The sequence below is a fragment of the Bowmanella denitrificans genome (assembly GCF_002887595.1).
Taxonomy (GTDB): domain Bacteria; phylum Pseudomonadota; class Gammaproteobacteria; order Enterobacterales; family Alteromonadaceae; genus Bowmanella; species Bowmanella denitrificans.
On the sequence record NZ_PEBU01000004.1, the window covers coordinates 163,925 to 181,942 of the forward strand.

Here is an 18,018-nt window from a genome sequence, read left to right on the forward strand (position 1 = left end):
GTATGCAAACACTTCGTCAGGCTCTCTATGGCTGGGATGGTAAGTCTGCCTCCGCCATTCGTCATATCTATACAGAATATAGCGTGGATGCGGATTTCCTAACGCAGTTGATGCAATTGATACAAGTGCCGGAGTTACAACCTGGCGTGACCTGGCTGTTAAAGGCATCACTGGAACATGGCCAGGACTTGAATGCACAACTGCAGGCAACGTTGCTGGACGCCTTTGTCACTATTGACGCCTGGCAGGCGCAACTGCACATCTTGCAAAGTTTCGCGTACTTGTCAGTGGATCAGCTCAGAAAAACGGCGGTGGAGGCCAAGTTGCGCTATGGCCTGCGGCACCCCAATAAGTTTGTGCGGGCCTGGTCGTATCATGGCCTTTATCACCTTGCCCTGCAGTATCCCGAGCTGCAGTCAGACGTAACGCAGCTACTGGAGATGGCATTAAAGGATGAGCCGGCATCTGTCAAAGCCAGGGTTAAAAAGCTGGTGAAGCAGGGGTTTTAGAGCGTGTTGAGCGCTCTGATATCCTGCAACAAAGTTGCCAAAGCGATACCTTGCATCCCCAGACCTTATCCTTTTAAGGTCTGGGCGTTTGCCTGACAGTCCGTGCTAAGATGGCAGGATAGCAAGCATCTGTGTGGTGACGGCATCTGTCTGAGTGCTGCCCCGCTATTTTTGGAGAATAACAATAGTGCAATTGGAACTGAATTCCCTGCAACTGGCTTTGGCCTTAGGCGGTGTGTTGGCTGGTGGTCTGATAAGCTGGCTGGTGGTGGCTAGCCGTGCCCGTGCCGATAAACTGCAAATGCACAGTGAGCTGGAAAAATTGGCGCAGCAACTGGAGCAAAGTCAGCACAGTCTGCATCAGGCCTATACCGAGGTTAGGGACAAGGAACGCAGTATAGAAGCCTATCATCAACAGCAACTGCAAATTCAAAATCAGCTTGGCCAGTTTCGTCAACAGGCCGAGCGGATCCCTGAATTACAGGCACAAAGTCGCGAGTGGCAGGACAAATGGCAACAGGCCAATGAACAGCTAAATAGCTTTCGCACTCAACTTGAATCACAGGCGGCGCGTTTTGAGCAGGAACAAAAGGCTATGGCAGAAAAGCTTGCCATGTTGCAGGAAACCGAAGAACGCCTTAAACAGCAGTTTGAAAACCTGGCCAATAAGATCTTTGAACAGAAAACCCAGAATTTCAGCCAGGCCAGTAAGCAGAGCCTGGACTCGTTACTGACGCCACTTAAAGATCAGATTGAAGGCTTTAAAAAGCAGGTGAGCGATCAGTACGTACGTGAAGGGCAGGAGCGTGCGTCACTGAAAACCGAAATACTGGGCCTCAAAGAACTAAACAAACAAATCACCGAAGAAGCCGCGGCCCTGACCAAAGCCCTGAAAGGCGATAATAAGCAGCAGGGGAATTGGGGGGAGATTGTGCTGGAACGCATACTGACCGAGTCGGGCTTGCGCGAAGGGCATGAATACGAGACGCAGGGCCAGTACAAAGATGAGCAGGGTAAGGCCTACAAGCCTGACGTGATAGTGCACCTGCCCGGCGGCAAGGATGTGATCATCGACGCCAAAATGTCGCTGGCGGCCTATGAACGTTATTTTAACGAGCAGGACGACGACAGCCGTGCCCGCCACCTGAGCGAGCACATTCAGTCTATTCGTAACCATATCAAGGGGCTGGGTAACAAGGATTACCAAAAGCTGGATGGGGTGCGGACGCTGGATTACGTACTGATGTTTGTGCCGGTAGAGCCAGCGTTTTTGCTGGCCATCGATCAAGCCCCCGACCTTATCAAACTGGCCCTCGATAACAATATTATGCTGGTCAGTCCCACTAATTTACTGGTGGCCCTGCGCACTATCAATAATATCTGGCAGTATGAGTATCAGAACCAGAACGCCCAGAAGATAGCCAAGAAAGCGGCCGATCTGTATGACAAATTCGTGGCTTTTACGGCCGATATGGAAGGGCTGGGTACGTCCTTACAGACGGTGCAGAAAAAATATGATGGCGCCATCAAAAAGTTGTCCGAAGGACGCGGCAATCTGGTGCGACGCGCAGAAGAATTTAAAAGCCTTGGCGTACAGTCATCGAAAAAGATCAGCAACAGCCTGGCCGAGCTATCGGTGGAAGATGACTCTCAGGACTGAGATAGTCTCTTTCCTGCCGTTTCAGCTTTGGGCGTGGGTATTCCCGCATTTCATGGAATTATGGAGTCAGGACTTGCAAAAAGTGCAAACACCGCATTAGATTGATACTGTGGCCTATGTTGATGTTTTGCAGGGAGAAATTGTGAAAGTCAGCAAGATTATGAGCGCACCGGTGGTAACGGTAAAGATGGATGACAATCTGTACCGGGTGCACGAGATTTTTCAGAAACATAAGTTTCATCATGTGCTGGTGGTGGACGGCAAAACCCTGCTAGGGGTGATTTCTGATCGCGATCTGCTTAAAGCGGTGAGTGCCCGTATTGGTTCAAACAGCGCAGATGCCAGGGATATGGCGTCTTTTCAGAAAAAAGTGTACCAAATCATGAGCCGCAATCTGATTACTATCAATCTCAATGACTCCGTGTTGCAGGCGGTTCGCTTATTTAACCGCCATGCTATTTCCTGTTTACCTGTGGTTGATGACAACAAGCACTGGGTGGGGATACTCAGTTGGCGGGATATTTTCCGGCAAATTGAAAAAATGAAAGATAGTAGAGCGTGTTGACCTTTTGCGATCCCAATAAATTGCCATAAGCCGCAATCTCCAATATACCAGACTACTGACAAAGCCTGACACAACAGAACAACAAGACCAGAGCCGATCCCATAGAATTCCTGCAAGCCATTTCACCGCCTGAATCTCTGACGTCAGGCTTGTATGGGATATCAGGGAACTATGTATCACTTTCGGCTTTTTCAGGAACCTGCCGAGCTTGAGCAAAGCGGCTGGCAGGACTTTGTTCAGCGCCATGCCGCTCATGATCTGGCTGATTTAGCGTTTTTACGTGCCATTCACGCCAGTCTGTCTTCTGCCGATCGGTGTTTCTTTGCCCTGTTTTTTGATGCACAGCAGCAATGTGTGGCCTGTGCCGTGTTGTCACTGTTTAACTGGGATCCACTCAATGTACCGGGCGCAAAGCGGCAACGACTGCTGCGGAGTATTCGCCGGATCTGGCCGGGTTTTCTGAAGCTGCCACTGCTGTTGTGTGGCCCACCCGTATCCCTGGGAAGCAATCTGCTGGTGGTACACAACCAGGTAGACGGTGATGCTCTGGCAGAAACCCTTAAAAATGCCCTCGAACAAGTCGGGCGGCAATGTCGTTGCAGCCTGCATATGGTGACGGAGTCAGCACCTGAACAATTGCCGCTGTTAGGCAAACTGACAAACTACGGTTATCAATTGGCGCCCAGTCCTCCCTATTATTATTTTCCTTCAAAATTTCGTCGCTTCAGTGACTACTGTCAGGCGCTTCAGGCCAAGTACCGTGCCAATGTGCGCAGGGCACAGCAGCATTTTTTGCAATCTGGCTTTGCCATCTCCCATCTTTCCAAAGCACAGTTATTCGATGCCTTTGGGCCTGATCTTTACCAGTTGTATCTGGCCGTTGTGAAGAAATCTGCCTACAGATTCGAAGTGCTGGAGCATGACTTTTTTCAGCAACTGATACGGCATCAATCTGATCGACTGTTACTGACGTTGGCGGTTAAAGAGGAACGAACTGTCGGGTTTATGCTGTCTTTGTTCAGTCATAAACGTTTCTATCTGCTGTTTGCCGGTTTGGACTATCAGGCCAATCGGCAGACCAATGTCTACTACAACCTGGTATACGCCGCCATTGAGCAGGCGCTGGAAAAAGGTCCCTTCGACAGTATTCATGTGGGGCAGGCCGCTGACACTTTCAAGGCCCGCTTGGGATGTCAGGCGGTACCTATGACCTTGCTTCTCAAAGCTCGCACCAGGCTTGGCCGCATCCTGCTGGATTGGTTTGGTCAGGACATGCTGACAAGCCCACCGCCGCAACCCAATTACCGGGTATTTAAGGTATCTGATAACAGACACTTCCATAGTCATGTCGGAGGCAAAGATGAATAAAGATAAAAAACACAAGGACGCCCAGATTGGTATGGGGATGTCGCTGTTTCGATTTCTGAAATTTTGGCGGCAAACGCAATGGCAGGTTGCCAAAGATAAGGAATCCTTGCTGGTGGATTACCTTGCATATTTCCTGTTATTCGGCTGGTTTTTTACGCTGTTGGGATGGTTGGAATACCTGCTGTACCAGCGACGGATCACACGCACTCCCATTGTTCATCAACCGGTTTTTTTGTTGGGACATTGGCGCAGTGGTACCACCTATTTTCACTATTTGCTCAGCCAGGACCCGCAGTTTGCCTGTCTGACCCTGCGCCATGCATCTACCTATCCCTGCTGCCTGATCCTGGACAAATTGGGATGGTTGAAAAAACTCTTTGATGACCAGGTGCCGCAAAAACGCCCTATGGATGATGTTGAGTTGACACCAGATGCGGCGTTTGAGGAAGAATATGCCCTGCTTTACACACAGGGCTCCTGCTATCTGGCATGGTTGTTCCCTGCAGCTTTCCAGACCTTCTTCCAACGTTTTCTGTTTTTCGGCAATACATCGTTGGCGGCCAGCCAGTGGAAGCAGCAGTATGCTAAGGTCATCAAAAAACTGAACTTTTTGTATCGGCAAAAGCGTCTGCTGCTCAAGAATCCTATCAACACTGCCCGGGTCAAGTTGCTGTTGCAGCTATATCCTGATGCCAAGTTCATTTACATCAAACGTAACCCTGTGGATGTGTTTCATTCCACCCTCAGGTTACATCGCAAGATGTGTCAGGACTCTGCCATACAAACGCTGACAGAAGAGCAGAACAAAGCCGCGGTGATGAACATTTATCCCAGCCTGCTGCAACGCTATTTTGATGAGCGCCACCTGATACCCGCCAACAACCTGTTTGAGGTGCGGTATGAAGATCTGGTCCATGACCCCGTTGGCAACCTGGCGTCGTTGTATGAGCGTTTACAACTGCCAGGTTTTGAGCAGGTCAAGTCGCGTTTTGAGCACTTTGTTATGGCGCATCAGCACTATGCCGTTGAGTCCTACCAAAGTGATGATGAGCTGCTGAATACCCTGCGTCAGCAATGGCATGACGGATTTTGCGACTGGCAACCGGATGCACCTTCAGTGTCTTCATCCCGAGCCGCCGGGTAAGGCTGGCAAGTGACAGATGTCATGTGTTTGTCAGTAATTTTCCGGCCTATTTTCGCCTTTGTCAGCATCTCTGCGCAAAGGCTAAACAGGCCAAATTTCTATGCTAGTTTGGCGTGTCGACATCGCTTTTTGGTTCTGCCACTAACTTAAGGATTCAGAGGGAAACATGAACTTTGCTGCGCGCATCCTGCAAACTGCACACCGCTTTCCTGAGCGCATTGCCATGGAATATGGCCAATATCACCTGAGTTATGCCCAACTGGCGCAGCAGGCAGATTTGTTGAGCACCAAAATTAGCCGCCATTGTTGTTCCGGGGGCGTTATTTGCACTTATCTGGGGATTCAGCCGGAGCTCATCAGCGCCATGCTGGCGATTGGTCAGAGTCACTGTGTGTTTACGCCTGTGGATCCATTCCAGCACCCTTCACGTCAACAGCAGGTTTTGTCACAGGCAAAGCCCATATTGATTATCACCACGGCCAACTGGCTGGCCCAGTTGGATCAACTGGCGCAGCGCATTCAGCAATCCTTAGCGGTGTTGTTGCTGGAGGAAGATCAACAACCAGTGCAGACTTATACAAATCTGCACCAAGCCATTGACGAACTGACCGGGACCAAAGTGTCATCGGAGGTTGGCTATTTGTATTTCACATCGGGTTCCACTGGTGTGCCCAAGGGAATTTTGGGCCGCCACCAAGGGGTATGTGCCTTTATTGATTGGGAAAGCGACTATCTGCAGATTCAGGCGCAGGACAAAGTGAGTCTGCTGACACCACAAACCTTTGATCCCTTCCTCAGGGACGTACTGCTGCCGCTTTTCAATGGTGCAACATTGTGTATCCCGCCGGATCCCGGTGTTCGATTGGATCCAGAGCGTACCAATGACTGGTTGGCGCAAAGCGGGGTGACGGTGCATCATAATGTGCCATCCCTGTTTGCCATCCTGCTGGACAACGCCAATACGCAGCCGGTCAATTCCAGGCTCCGTCATGTATTGTTGGCCGGTGAACCACTGAAACCCAGGCTGGTGGAGCATTTTTTCGCGCACAAGCGCTTTGCCAATGCCAGCCTGACTAATCTGTATGGTCCAACTGAAACCACCCTGGCCAAGTTTTTTTACCCGGTGTCAGCTGCCGACGCAGAGCGCAAAAGAATACCGGTTGGCCGACCCATCAGCGGCGCGCGTTTCTTACTGCTGAATGAGCGCGGTGAAGCGCAACAAAGTGGGCAAGGAGAAGTCGTCATTGTAACTCCGCACAGGTCGGCTGGATATCTGGGCAAAACCCCGCAAGACCTGGTGGACTGGTTTGCAATAGGCGATGAATCCGTGCCTGGATACCGAACCGGAGACTTAGCACAGGTTAATGAATCCGGTGAGCTGGAGTTGATGGAGCGCATCGACTTGCAGGTCAAAATTCATGGGCAGCGCGTGGAACTCAGCGAGGTGGAACTGGCCCTTGAAGCCGTCGAGCAGGTTGAGGCTGCCGTGGTGAAAGCTGTTGGTGACGAAGAGGCCATACTGGTTGCCTATGTGATTAGCTCAACAAGCATAGCGCCGCATGCCCTGGCTCAGAGCCTACGCGCTCACCTGGCTGACCATATGATACCGGCACATTTTATTCAGCTACAATCATTCCCCCTTCTACCCAACGGCAAGGTGGACCGTCGCAGCTTACCTATGCCACCGTCGGGTCGGCCCAATGCGCTGGATGCTGAGTTTGAAGCCCCGCAGGGGAAGTGGGAAATAATGTTGGCGAAATGCTGGCAGCAAGTGCTGAATATGGACAGCATTGGACGCCACGATAATTTTTTTCAATTAGGTGGCCGTTCGCTGCAAGGCTTGAAGCTTAACAGTCTGGTGCAAAGCGAATTCGCTGTCGTTTTAAATCCTGCCACGTTGTTTGCCTACCCAACTATTGCCGAACTGGCCGCTTATCTGACTAAGCCACATAATAATCAGGCTGATACCACGCCATCAGCCGCATCAGAAGGACTTACGCCGGATCAACGACGGTTGTGTTTCTTCCAGCATCGTCATCCTGACAGTGCCTTATATAACATGGCCTATGAAAGTTGTTGGCAGGGTTACCTGGATGTTAAAGCACTGCAAAAAGCATTGCATGTTGTGGTGGCGTCTCAGCCAGCACTGAGAACCGGAGTTATCCTGCAAGACGGTGAGTTTATGCCGCTGCCTCTGGCGTCAGAGCCAGACTTGAACTTTGTCGTTCTGAGCGACGAAGTGAACGCCAGCGACGCTGCACAGCAGTGGATGGAAGCCGCGGCAAGGCAGCCATTTCATCTGGATGGTCAAGCCTTATGGTGTGCAGCGCTGCTTAAGGTTAGTGATGCTGAATATCGGCTGTATATCTGTTTACACCACAGTATTGCTGACGGCTGGTCTTTTGACCTGTTCTGGCAACAATGGCTTGATGCTTATAAGCAATGTCTGAGTGGCAAGCCGGTGCCACACACAATAGCAAGTAACGCAACCGCCTGGCCCAAGGTTGAACAGGCAGCAAGCCTGGCTTACTGGCAGGCATTGATGCAGGATGCGCCCCCTGTTACCAGTCTGCCAGGTGATTATGCCAGGCCAGCTCAGTGGCAATATCAGGGGCATCGCCTGCGTTTTACCTTACCCAAAGCCCTGGCTCAGGGCTGTGCCATGCAGGCCCGGCGTCTCAATGTGTCGATATTTTCCTTTTATCTGGCTGCGTTTAAAGTGCTGCTGAATCACTACAATGGTCAGCAGGATCAGGTGATTGGTGTACCGGTCGCCAACCGCAACCAGCCTGGCAGTGAGCAGCGCATTGGCTTCTATGTCAATTTACTCTGCTATCGCTCCAGTCTTGAGCCGCACAACAGTTTCGCCCAGTTTGCGCAACAGATTCACCGCCAAAGCAGTCAGAATCTATATCACCAGCAGTTGCCATTTGATGAGCTGGTTCAGGCGTTAAACCCCTCCAGAGCGGCCAATTTGTCGCCACTGTTTCAGGTGATGTTTGCCATGCAACAACAAGAGGCAAATGAACAGATTCTGCCTAATGCGGTGCTGGCAAGGCCGAGACAGTTGGATAATGGTACCGCAAAATATGATCTGACCCTGCAACTTTGGGACGAAGACTGGGGGCTGGAAGGAGAGCTGGAATATGCCAGTTCGCTCTTCTGTGAAAAGACTATGCAGCGGCTAACCGATAGTTTTGCGTATTTGCTAACGCAGCTCAGTAGCGATCCTCAGCAATCAGTCAGTTCACTTAAACTGCTGTCAGTTGCGCAACGTCAGCAAATTCTGGCCTGGAATCAGACGGCCCGGCCATTCACTGACAATTGTGGTATTCATGAGCTGATTCGCCGACAGGCACTAAAAACGCCGACCAATACGGCTCTGGTATTTCAACAAGAGCAAATGAATTATCAGGACCTGGAGCGCACCGCCAACCAACTGGCGCATGTGTTGATCGCCAAAGGCGTCGGTAAAGGTGACCCGGTAGCCATCAGTCTGGCGCGCGGCATACCGCTGGTGGTGTCTTTTCTGGCCGTGCTTAAAGCCGGTGCTGTATACGTGCCGGTAGATCCGGATTATCCCTTAATGCGGCGCGAAAATATGCTGAGCGACAGTGGTGCGCGACTGCTGATCACTGAGGCGCAATACCTGAGCGCATATCAGACGGCGGGTGTGGAACTGCTGGAGCTGAACAGTTACTGGGCTAGTCTTGGCCAGCAGAGTGATGAACCTCCGCAGGTGGAGGTACTGGCTCAGGACATGGCTTACATCATTTATACCTCTGGCTCGACCGGTAAACCCAAAGGTGTGGCGATTGCCCACCAGGGCGTCTGCAACCTGGCCGAAGATGAAATTGAGTTGTTACAGGTCAAGCCAGACAGCCGGGTATTGCAATTTGCCTCATTCAGTTTTGATACGTCTGTGTGGGAGATTGTCGTTACCCTCATCAGCGGCGCGGCATTGGTGTTAGATGAGCGACTGGCGTTAATGCCAGGGCTGGGGCTGGCCAGGGTGGTGGAAAAACAACAGATCACGCACCTTACGTTACCCGCGTCAGCCCTCGCTGTTATGCCCAACGACAGCTTGTCTGGCGTTAAGGTGCTGATTGTCGCTGGTGAGGCTTGCACCCCGGAATTGGTGGAGCAATGGGCAAGCGGGCGGGTCTTTATCAATTCTTACGGGCCGACCGAAACCACGGTCAGTGCCACCAACGCCCGGTTGATGCCGGGCTGTGCAAAAGCCCATATTGGTCGCCCGCTGGCCAACACCCAATGCTGGGTGCTGAACAGCCATTTGCAACCTTGTGCCATAGGCGCCATCGGCGAGCTGTGTATCAGTGGTGTAGGGCTGGCCATGGGCTATCTTAATCGGCCCGATGCTACGTCCGAACGCTTTGTTCAGGTTGAACTGGGCGAGCTGGGCAGCCATCTTGTCTATCGCAGTGGCGATTTAGTGCGTTATCTGGCGGACGGAAATCTGGAGTTTCTGGGGCGGGTTGACCACCAGGTTAAGATTCGTGGCTTTCGTCTTGAGCTGAGTGAAATTGAGCAGTTGGCCAGGCGCCACCCGCAGGTTTTGGATGCGCTGGCACTGATACAAGGAAGCGCCGCGCAGGCACAGATTCTCCTTTATGTGGTCGCATCCACCCCCGCATCCTTCCCTCGGGACGAACTGCAGTCATTGCTGATGAGGCAACTGCCAGATCATGCTATGCCCAATCACATACTGATCATGGATGGATTTCCCCGGCTACCCAATAACAAAATTGATCGCGCTGCCTTACCCCAGCCCGGCGCGGGCCCCGATAATCTGACTTCATCGCCGGATGTAAGCGACGAAGAAAGTGCCCTGCTGGCGGTTTGTCAGGAACTGCTGGGCGGCAAAGTACTGGATTTGCAGCGCTCGTTTTTTGCCCAGGGGGGACATTCATTGCTGGCTGTACAAGTGTCGGCCCGGCTGGCTAAACAGTATGGGCTGGAACTTCCTGTCGAGGCATTCTTTGAATCCCCTCAACTTCAACATATTGCTTTACGCTGCAAACCATTGGCAAGCCCGCAGCCTATCCGCACCGAGCGGCCCTGGCCGACTCCCACAAGGGCTGGTGAATGGGTTAATCTGAGCGACTCACAGTTACCCATCTGGCTGGACTGCCATCTGCAGGAGCAGAGTAGTCATTACAATATCTGTCAGCTTTGCCTGGTTGGTCAGCGTTACCCGCTATTGGAGCTTATTCAGGCCATTAATCAGGTGTTATCCATCCATGATATCTTTCGCCTGCATTTTCGTTTCGAAGACGGCAGGCCACAACAGTCTTTGCAATCCGTCCCTGGCGGGCTGCTAACAGAACAGGATGTTGAGTATGGCTATGCAACATTGGCGGAGGTTTTAACCCAGGCCCGCGCGCAGGCGAAAATCCCTATTGCCCTTACTGATAGCCAGCCTTACCGGTTAACCCTTTATCAGACTCATTCAGAAAGGCTAGCCCTGCTGCTATGCATCCACCATATTCTTATTGATGAGCAGTCGTTGACGAAGCTGCATCAGGCTATCAATGCCGCGGCAGCTAAGCTACAGGGGGAATTGCCGGATGCGGCCTACATCGACTTTGCCCGCTGGCAGCAGAGCCAGACCGGTAATCCGCAAAGTCAGGCATTCTGGCAACAGCAACTGAAAGACCCGCCTCAGGCCTTGTCGTTGCCCTTTGCAGGCCGCAACAGTGACAGCAGTCAGATACAGGGGGTCAGTGCTGGCGCAGTAGTGGCCTGCGAAATTGATTCGTCAGTAGGTAGGTCGGTCGCGCGGCTTGCTGATTCGCAACAAAGTACGCCAATGCAAACCTGGTTGGGGCTGTTTATGGCCTTTTTGCACAGGTTGACGGGCCAGACGGATATTTTAGTGACAACGCCGGTATCCTGGCGTCCGTTATCCTGTCTTGAAAATACAATCGGCTTATTTATCAATACCTTGCCTGTCAGACTAAACATTGGACATGAAGACGGCACAGGTCAGGTGGTGGGCCGTTTAAAGACTCTCTTACCGCAACTTATGCGGCACGCTGACAGGCCTTTGCAGCAATTACTCAAAGCATTGGGTCGACAGCAGGGCCATGATCTGGCTGCCTACAACATTATGTTTGTTTATCAGAGTGAGGAACTTGAAACACCTTACCCGGTACAAACACTGGACAATGATACGGCTAAGTTTGATTTAACGCTGTTTGTTGTCCAGAAACAGAGCCGGATCAGTTGTCGTTTTGAGTACCGCCTCAGCGCCTTTTCGTCCCAGGCAGTGGATAGCCTGGCCAAGTGCTGGTTGCACTTTGTTGCACAGGGAGCGGCTTACCCGAATCAGCTCGTCAGTCAGCTAGGCTTATGGCAAAAAGCCGATGCCGATGCGTTGCTGGCACGCTGGGCTTTTGGTCCTGCAAAGCCGGTGGGTAAAGATGTACTCACTCAGTTCAGTAAGGTGGTTAACACTAGAGGTGATGCCACAGCGCTGAAAATGGGGGATACCTCGACAAGCTACCAACAATTGGACAGGCAAAGTGGCCAATTGGCTGCGCATCTGCAGCGCTTGTGGCAAGTACAGCCAGAATCGCTGGTTGCCATATTGTTACCCAGAGGATTGGCACTACCACTAAGTGTACTGGCAGTGTTCAAAGCCGGAGGCGCTTACTTGCCAGTGGACCCGGCACTGCCTGCCGGCAGAATAGCCTTTATGCTCAAAGATGCCGGCGTTTGCGGGGTTATTTGCAATGAGCAGACCCGGGAGCTGGCCTGTACCGCCTATGCGGCAGCTGGCAAGGAGCCAAGCCTGCTTAACCTGGACAGCAATCACTGGCAGTCAGTGGATATGGCAACGAGTGCTTTACCCTTGCCAGCGTCACAATTGGCTTATGTGATTTACACATCCGGCTCAACCGGGGTGCCTAAAGGGGTGATGATTGAGCACGGCGCACTGAGTAATTATTTGTACCACGCCCAGCATCAGTATGGCCAGCAGGGTGCTGACACCCTGATGCATTTGTCTGTCAGCTTTGATGCCTCTGTCACCAGTTTGTTTGTTCCGCTGCTGCGTGGTGCCACCTTACATTTACTGGCCCCGGATGCCGGTGCTCAGGAACTGCTGGAAACACTGACCATAGGTACTGATCAGGACTTTCTCAAACTGACCCCCGCGCATCTGGAACTGCTGCAAGGCCTGCAACAAAGGCAGCACCTGCAGCATTGCCACTTCGTAATTGGTGGGGAAGCACTAAAGTACGAGAGTGCCAGCCGCCTGCAAGCGCTGTTGCCTGATGCCGTTTTGTATAACGAATATGGCCCGACAGAAGCCACGGTGGGCTGCTGTGTCTATCAGTTCGGGCAAGGGCCGGATAATGTAGGTGGCCTGGTGCCCATTGGCCGGCCTATTGCCAATACCAAATTGTATGTGCTGGATAATGCTATGCAGCCCGTGCCACCAGGTATGGACGGCGAGTTGTACATCGGCGGAAGCGGGCTGGCACGAGGATATCTGAACCGCCCCGATCTAACCCATGCGCGTTTTGTCACTGACCCTTTTACCGCGAAGGAAAAAGGAGCCCGGCTTTATCGTACCGGGGACCGGGTAAGGTATTTGAATGACGGTAACCTGTTGTATCTGGGCCGCATAGATGAACAACTTAAATTCAAAGGCTTTCGTATTGAGCCGGGGGAAATTGAAGCCATTGCCTGTCAGTCTCCACTGGTGCATCAGGCCAGTGTTGGTGTTCGTCAGCAGGGCCAACATCAGATACTGGTGGCCTACCTGGTACTGCATGAACGGCCGGCCCAGTGGCAATCTGTGCTGCGTGACCATCTTTGCACGCACCTGCCGGATTACATGCTACCCAATCTGATGCTGGCTTTGCCTGTGCTGCCGCTGACGGCCAACGGCAAGGTCGACCGTGTTGCGTTAGAGAAAATGCCACTGCCGCAAACCAAAGGGGCGGCAAACGACAGTTTCAATACCCAGCAATGTCTGATAGTCAGGCAGTGTCAGCAACTATTTGATAATCAGGCAATCGGGCTGCAGGATAACTTCTTCGAGCTGGGAGGAGACTCTATTCTGGCCTTGCAACTGGTGTTTCGTTGCCGGGAAGCCGGGTATGCACTGCAGGCCAGAGACGTATTTCAGCGCCAGACCATTGCACAGATAGCCCTTTGCCTTACTCCTCTGACTCCCCGGACCATTGTGCCGCAAAACCAAAATGATGTCGGACTCTCTCCCATGCAGAGCTGGCTGTTTGAACACGGCGGTCATGGGCACTGGCAGTTTAACCAGGCAATGTTGTTCAGTCTGGATAAACACCTTGATGTTCAGCGATTTGAGCGGGCATTTGCTCAGGTGCTGAATCAGCATGCCGGCCTGCGCCAGATTTTTGATCTTCAGACTGAACACGGACACCCCAGGCTGTTACCACAAGGGCAAAAGGTTTTGCTGAGTCAGGTCGACTGTCCTTCCTCCCTTGAAGGGTTAAATGAACTGTTAGAACAGCAGCAGCAGGGCTTTGCGCTGGACAAAGGCCCTTTGCTTAAGGCACTGCGAATTATCCGGGCCAAAGAGGCTGAGGACTGGCTGTTGCTGGTGGCCCACCACAGCATCATTGACAACTGGTCCTGGACGGTGCTGATTGAGGATTTGCTTGATTATTACCAGCAACCGCATAAGTCATTGTCTGATGTACCGTCAGTAATAGATTGGGTAAGTTGTTTGCAACAACGTGAGGTTGCCGAGGCGGAAAGGGCGCTTTGGTATCACCGAGCATCGACGCGTTTACCTCCATTATTTGCCCGCACAGACAGTCATAGTTACGGACAAAGCGCCAGCTTGCAGATCCGCCTGGATAAGGAGCAGAGCGATAAGTTGCTGAGCATGGCCCAACAACCCGTAGATGCGCGGGTTGATGAGGTGCTCAGTGGGGCATTGGCCATGACGCTGATGCAGATGCAGCGCCGTGGAGCACTAAGATTTAATCTGGAAACCCATGGGCGTGCGGAGGGAATGGCGGTAAACCCGCAACGTCTGGTGGGATGGCTGACAGCCCTGTTTCCGGTGCTATTTGAGCTTCCATGGCCTTGCAGCCCATTGCAGGTATTGCGAGAAGCCAAACAACGTTTACGTGAAACTCCGGCCCAAGGGGTGGGATACGGCAGTCTCAAATACCTGCATAAAGATAAACAGCTGCGTGATAGTCAGCCAGTCGAGGTTTGTCTCAATTATCTGGGACGTTTGAGCGTACAGCAGAATCTGAGCTTGCCTTTTATCGCCGCACACAATACGCCAATACCGGGTCGCCATCACAGTGCGATTCAGCGTGCTCATCAACTGGAAGTGGATGCCATGCTTGATGAGCAAGGGCTGACCCTGCACTGGCAGTATGATCCGGCTTGTTTGCCTGCTATTCAGGCCCAACAACTTGCTGAGCGAATGCTGGATAACATCAAGGTGTTAATTACCCTCGGTGATACGCCATTGCCGGTACCGGCCGACTTCGATCTGGTGGCGTTGGAACAGGACGAGCTGGCGCTGTTAATACAAGATTACCCCGAGCTTAGCCAGATACTGCCCTTGTCGTGGATGCAGGAAGGGATGCTGTTTCACAGCCGCTATGCGCCCGCTAGCGGCGTTTATCATGAACAAATTGTATATACCCTTAATGGCCGCTGGCAGGCGGACAGAATGCGCCAGGCATTTAACTCGCTGGTGGCCCGTCATGACATTCTGCGTAGCGCCTTTGTGCTGGATTTACCCTCAGGCCCCGTGCAGGTCATTAACTCCAGAGCTGAGCTTGACTGGCACTATCTCGACTGGCAGGCACAGCCCGCACAAGACCTTGACGCCGCACTGGACAAGCTTCTGGCGGACGATTTGAGTCAACCTTTTGCCATGCATAAGCCAGCTTTACTGCGGGTTTACCACATTCAACTCAATACGCAGTTGCACTGGCTGTTGGTCAGCCATCATCACGCCATTCTGGACGGCTGGTCCTTATCCCGTCTGATGGCGGAATTTAGACACTTGTGCGGCATGGCTGATGCCGACATGCAGGACCGGGTCGAGGCCAATGCACAGTATGGTGATTACCTTAAATGGTTGCATGGCCGTCAGTCTGATTTGGCATTCTGGGAAGCCTGGTTAGGCAAAGGATGTCAGCCCACCACTTTACCTTTGGCGGATACACAGAACTTAACCGAGCAAAGAAGGGAGCTCGCGCAACATCATCATTGCCTGAAAGGTCAGGCCTTTAGACATCTTCGAAGCTTTGCCCGCCGCCATCATCTTACTCTAAGTACGCTGGTTCAGGCGGCTTGGGCAACACTACTGCATGAATACAGTGGCAGTCGCCAGGTGATCTTTGGGGTTACCCACTCAGGACGGAATATCGAGCTGCCCAGGGTGGAGGAAATGCTTGGATTGTTTATCAATACCCTGCCTTGTAGTGTGACCTTTGAGCCCGGCAAACCCATAGTAAACTGGCTGACCGATATTCAGCAAAGCATGCTCGCATGTCAGCCCCATGTTCATGACTCATTAGCCGATATTCAGCAGCACTGTGCGGCAAATCCGCGGCAATCTTTGTTTCACAGTATCCTGGTGTTTGAAAACTACCCCATACCCAAAGCGGTTGATCAGGTGCTGAATTACACCTTACTCAAAGCTAAAGAGACCACAAACTACCCGCTGGTCCTGGTGGTGGGAGACGATGGCAGCCAGGGGCAGGAGCTGCGTTTCAACCTGGTGTATGACACCACCTGCGTGCGTGATATTCATACCCTGGCCGATACACTGGTAGACATTCTGGCGCGATTCAGTGCTGCAGATTCAACTACCTGTTTGGTGGCGTCCGGACTTCCTCAGGTGCTGCAGGGGAGCAGGGTAGTGCATGACGCAGAACACAGCTTGCAGTGGTTTGAGCAGGCGACAGCCGCGTTTCCCCATCAACCTGCCATTCGCGATGAAATGGGGGACCTGACCTACAAGGAACTGGCCTGTCGGGTTGACTATCTGGCCGGTCAGCTCCAGACCTGGATGCAGCAACATGGTTTCGCTGCTAAGGGCACCCATATCGGCGTGTGCATTTCAAGGCGCCGGGAGCTTATCGTTGCACTGCTGGCAGTCATGCGCTGTGGCGCGGCATATGTGCCGCTTGACCCCAGTCTACCAGCAGCGCGATTGCAGTTTATGCTCAGCGACGCCAAGCCGGCCTTGTTGTTAAGTGAGACAGGTATCCAGCGCTTTGATGACGAGGTGCCGAGATGTGATCTGGACCTTGTCGGAGCGCAATTACCTGAGCCTTCGTCAGCCTCCTTGCCGCAGATACAAGCACAAGATCCTTGTTATCTGATATACACCTCGGGCTCCACCGGGCAGCCTAAAGGCGTAAGGATTACGCATGGCGGTTTGCGCAATTATCTTGGCTATGCTCGTGAGGAATATGCAAGGCACGGCTGCATAGATAGCTGTGTACACAGTTCGATTGGGTTTGACGCCACTATCACTAGTCTGTTTTTGCCACTTACCCTGGGCGGTTGTGTGCAGCTGGTGTCTGAGCGGGACGAGCTGGGGGCCTTGGCTGAAGCAGTGATGGCAGCTCGACATCCGTTGCTACTGAAAATTACCCCTGTGCATTTGCAATTACTGGCTGAGCGTTTACTGCCCGGCCAATGTCAGGCACTGGCTTCTGTTGTCATCGGCGGAGAGGCGCTGGATTACAGTCAGGTTCAACTGCTCAGACAGTTGGCGCCCCAGGCCACTTTCTACAACGAATACGGGCCAACAGAAACCGTGGTGGGCTGTTGTGTCTATCGTCTTGACGCACACCTGACCCAAGGGCCAGTACCCATAGGCAAGCCCATCCATAATACCTGTTTGTACCTGGCCGATGTTCAAAACGGGCCGGCAACAACCGATTTGGCTGCTGAACTCTTGATTGGTGGGGATGGCGTTGCGCTGGGCTATCTAAACCGGCCATCACAAACGCAAGCGCAGTTTGTGCCGTTGTCTTTGTCCGCTATCAGCGGGCGCTTCTACCGCAGTGGTGACCTGGTCAGAGTGCTGCCCTCGGGGGATTTGCTGTACTTGGGACGTCAGGACACCCAACTGAAGATTCGTGGCTTTCGTATTGAAGCGGCAGAGGTGGAAAGTGCCTTGCTGGCCATCCCGGCGATCGCACAGGCTGCCGTACTGGTCATGCATCAGCAGCAGGAAGTCAGATTGACGGCCTTTGTTGCCCCCCGACAAGACGGGGAGGAGGTGTCCGCCGAGTCATTGCGTGAGCATCTGAGCCAGTGTTTGCCCTTGTATATGGTGCCCGAGCAATTTGTGGTGTTACCGCAACTGCCGATGACCACAAACGGCAAGCTGGATCGTTCAGCGCTGGCCACCACTGCGTTACCAGAGCAGTTGGCAAGTGATTATCAGCCTGCACGTAACCCAACAGAGCAGATGCTGTGTGAACTGTATGCCGAGTTGCTAGGCCAGCAAAGGGTCGGTCGAAATGACGACTTTTTTGCTATCGGAGGACATTCCCTTAAGGCCACCCGCCTGGTTTCACGTATCCGTCATCGCAGTCAACAGGCTTTGACGCTGCGCGAAGTATTTGATTTTCCAAAGGTCTGGCAACTGGCTGAGCGTCTGGCAGGTCTGCCTGAACACCACTCAGATGCAAAGCAACAGCTTGCCGGCGCTATTCCCCGACTCAACCGGCAGGCTCGCCGGGTTGATGAACCATCCGACAGTTACTAACAA

The 18,018-nt window shown here is 52.6% G+C and carries 6 protein-coding genes; all 6 read left to right on the forward strand.

Annotated elements, in window-relative coordinates:
* Positions 1-2 precede the first annotated feature (2 nt).
* Positions 3-509: a hypothetical protein gene (locus CSR04_RS09915; RefSeq protein WP_102796128.1), complete on the forward strand. Its 507-nt coding sequence runs from the start codon at positions 3-5 to the stop codon at positions 507-509.
* Positions 510-696: 187 nt separating this feature from the next.
* Positions 697-2,169 (forward strand): DNA recombination protein RmuC, encoded by a 1,473-nt coding sequence (gene rmuC / locus CSR04_RS09920; protein WP_425427686.1) that lies wholly within the window; start codon positions 697-699, stop codon positions 2,167-2,169.
* A 142-nt stretch (positions 2,170-2,311) separates the two neighbouring features.
* Positions 2,312-2,734 carry a CBS domain-containing protein gene (locus CSR04_RS09925; RefSeq protein ID WP_102796288.1) on the forward strand — a complete coding sequence of 141 codons (423 nt, stop codon included), beginning with the start codon at positions 2,312-2,314 and terminating at the stop codon, positions 2,732-2,734.
* Positions 2,735-2,905: 171 nt separating this feature from the next.
* Positions 2,906-4,102: a GNAT family N-acetyltransferase gene (locus CSR04_RS09930; RefSeq protein ID WP_172449308.1), complete on the forward strand. Its 1,197-nt coding sequence runs from the start codon at positions 2,906-2,908 to the stop codon at positions 4,100-4,102.
* On the forward strand, positions 4,095-5,246 hold the full coding sequence (locus CSR04_RS09935; RefSeq protein WP_172449309.1) for a sulfotransferase family protein: 1,152 nt from the start codon (positions 4,095-4,097) through the stop codon (positions 5,244-5,246). Before CSR04_RS09930 ends, CSR04_RS09935 begins: the two co-directional genes overlap by 8 nt.
* A 166-nt stretch (positions 5,247-5,412) precedes the next feature.
* On the forward strand, positions 5,413-18,015 hold the full coding sequence (locus CSR04_RS09940) for a non-ribosomal peptide synthetase (RefSeq protein WP_102796131.1): 12,603 nt from the start codon (positions 5,413-5,415) through the stop codon (positions 18,013-18,015).
* The last annotated feature ends 3 nt before the right edge of the window (positions 18,016-18,018 follow it).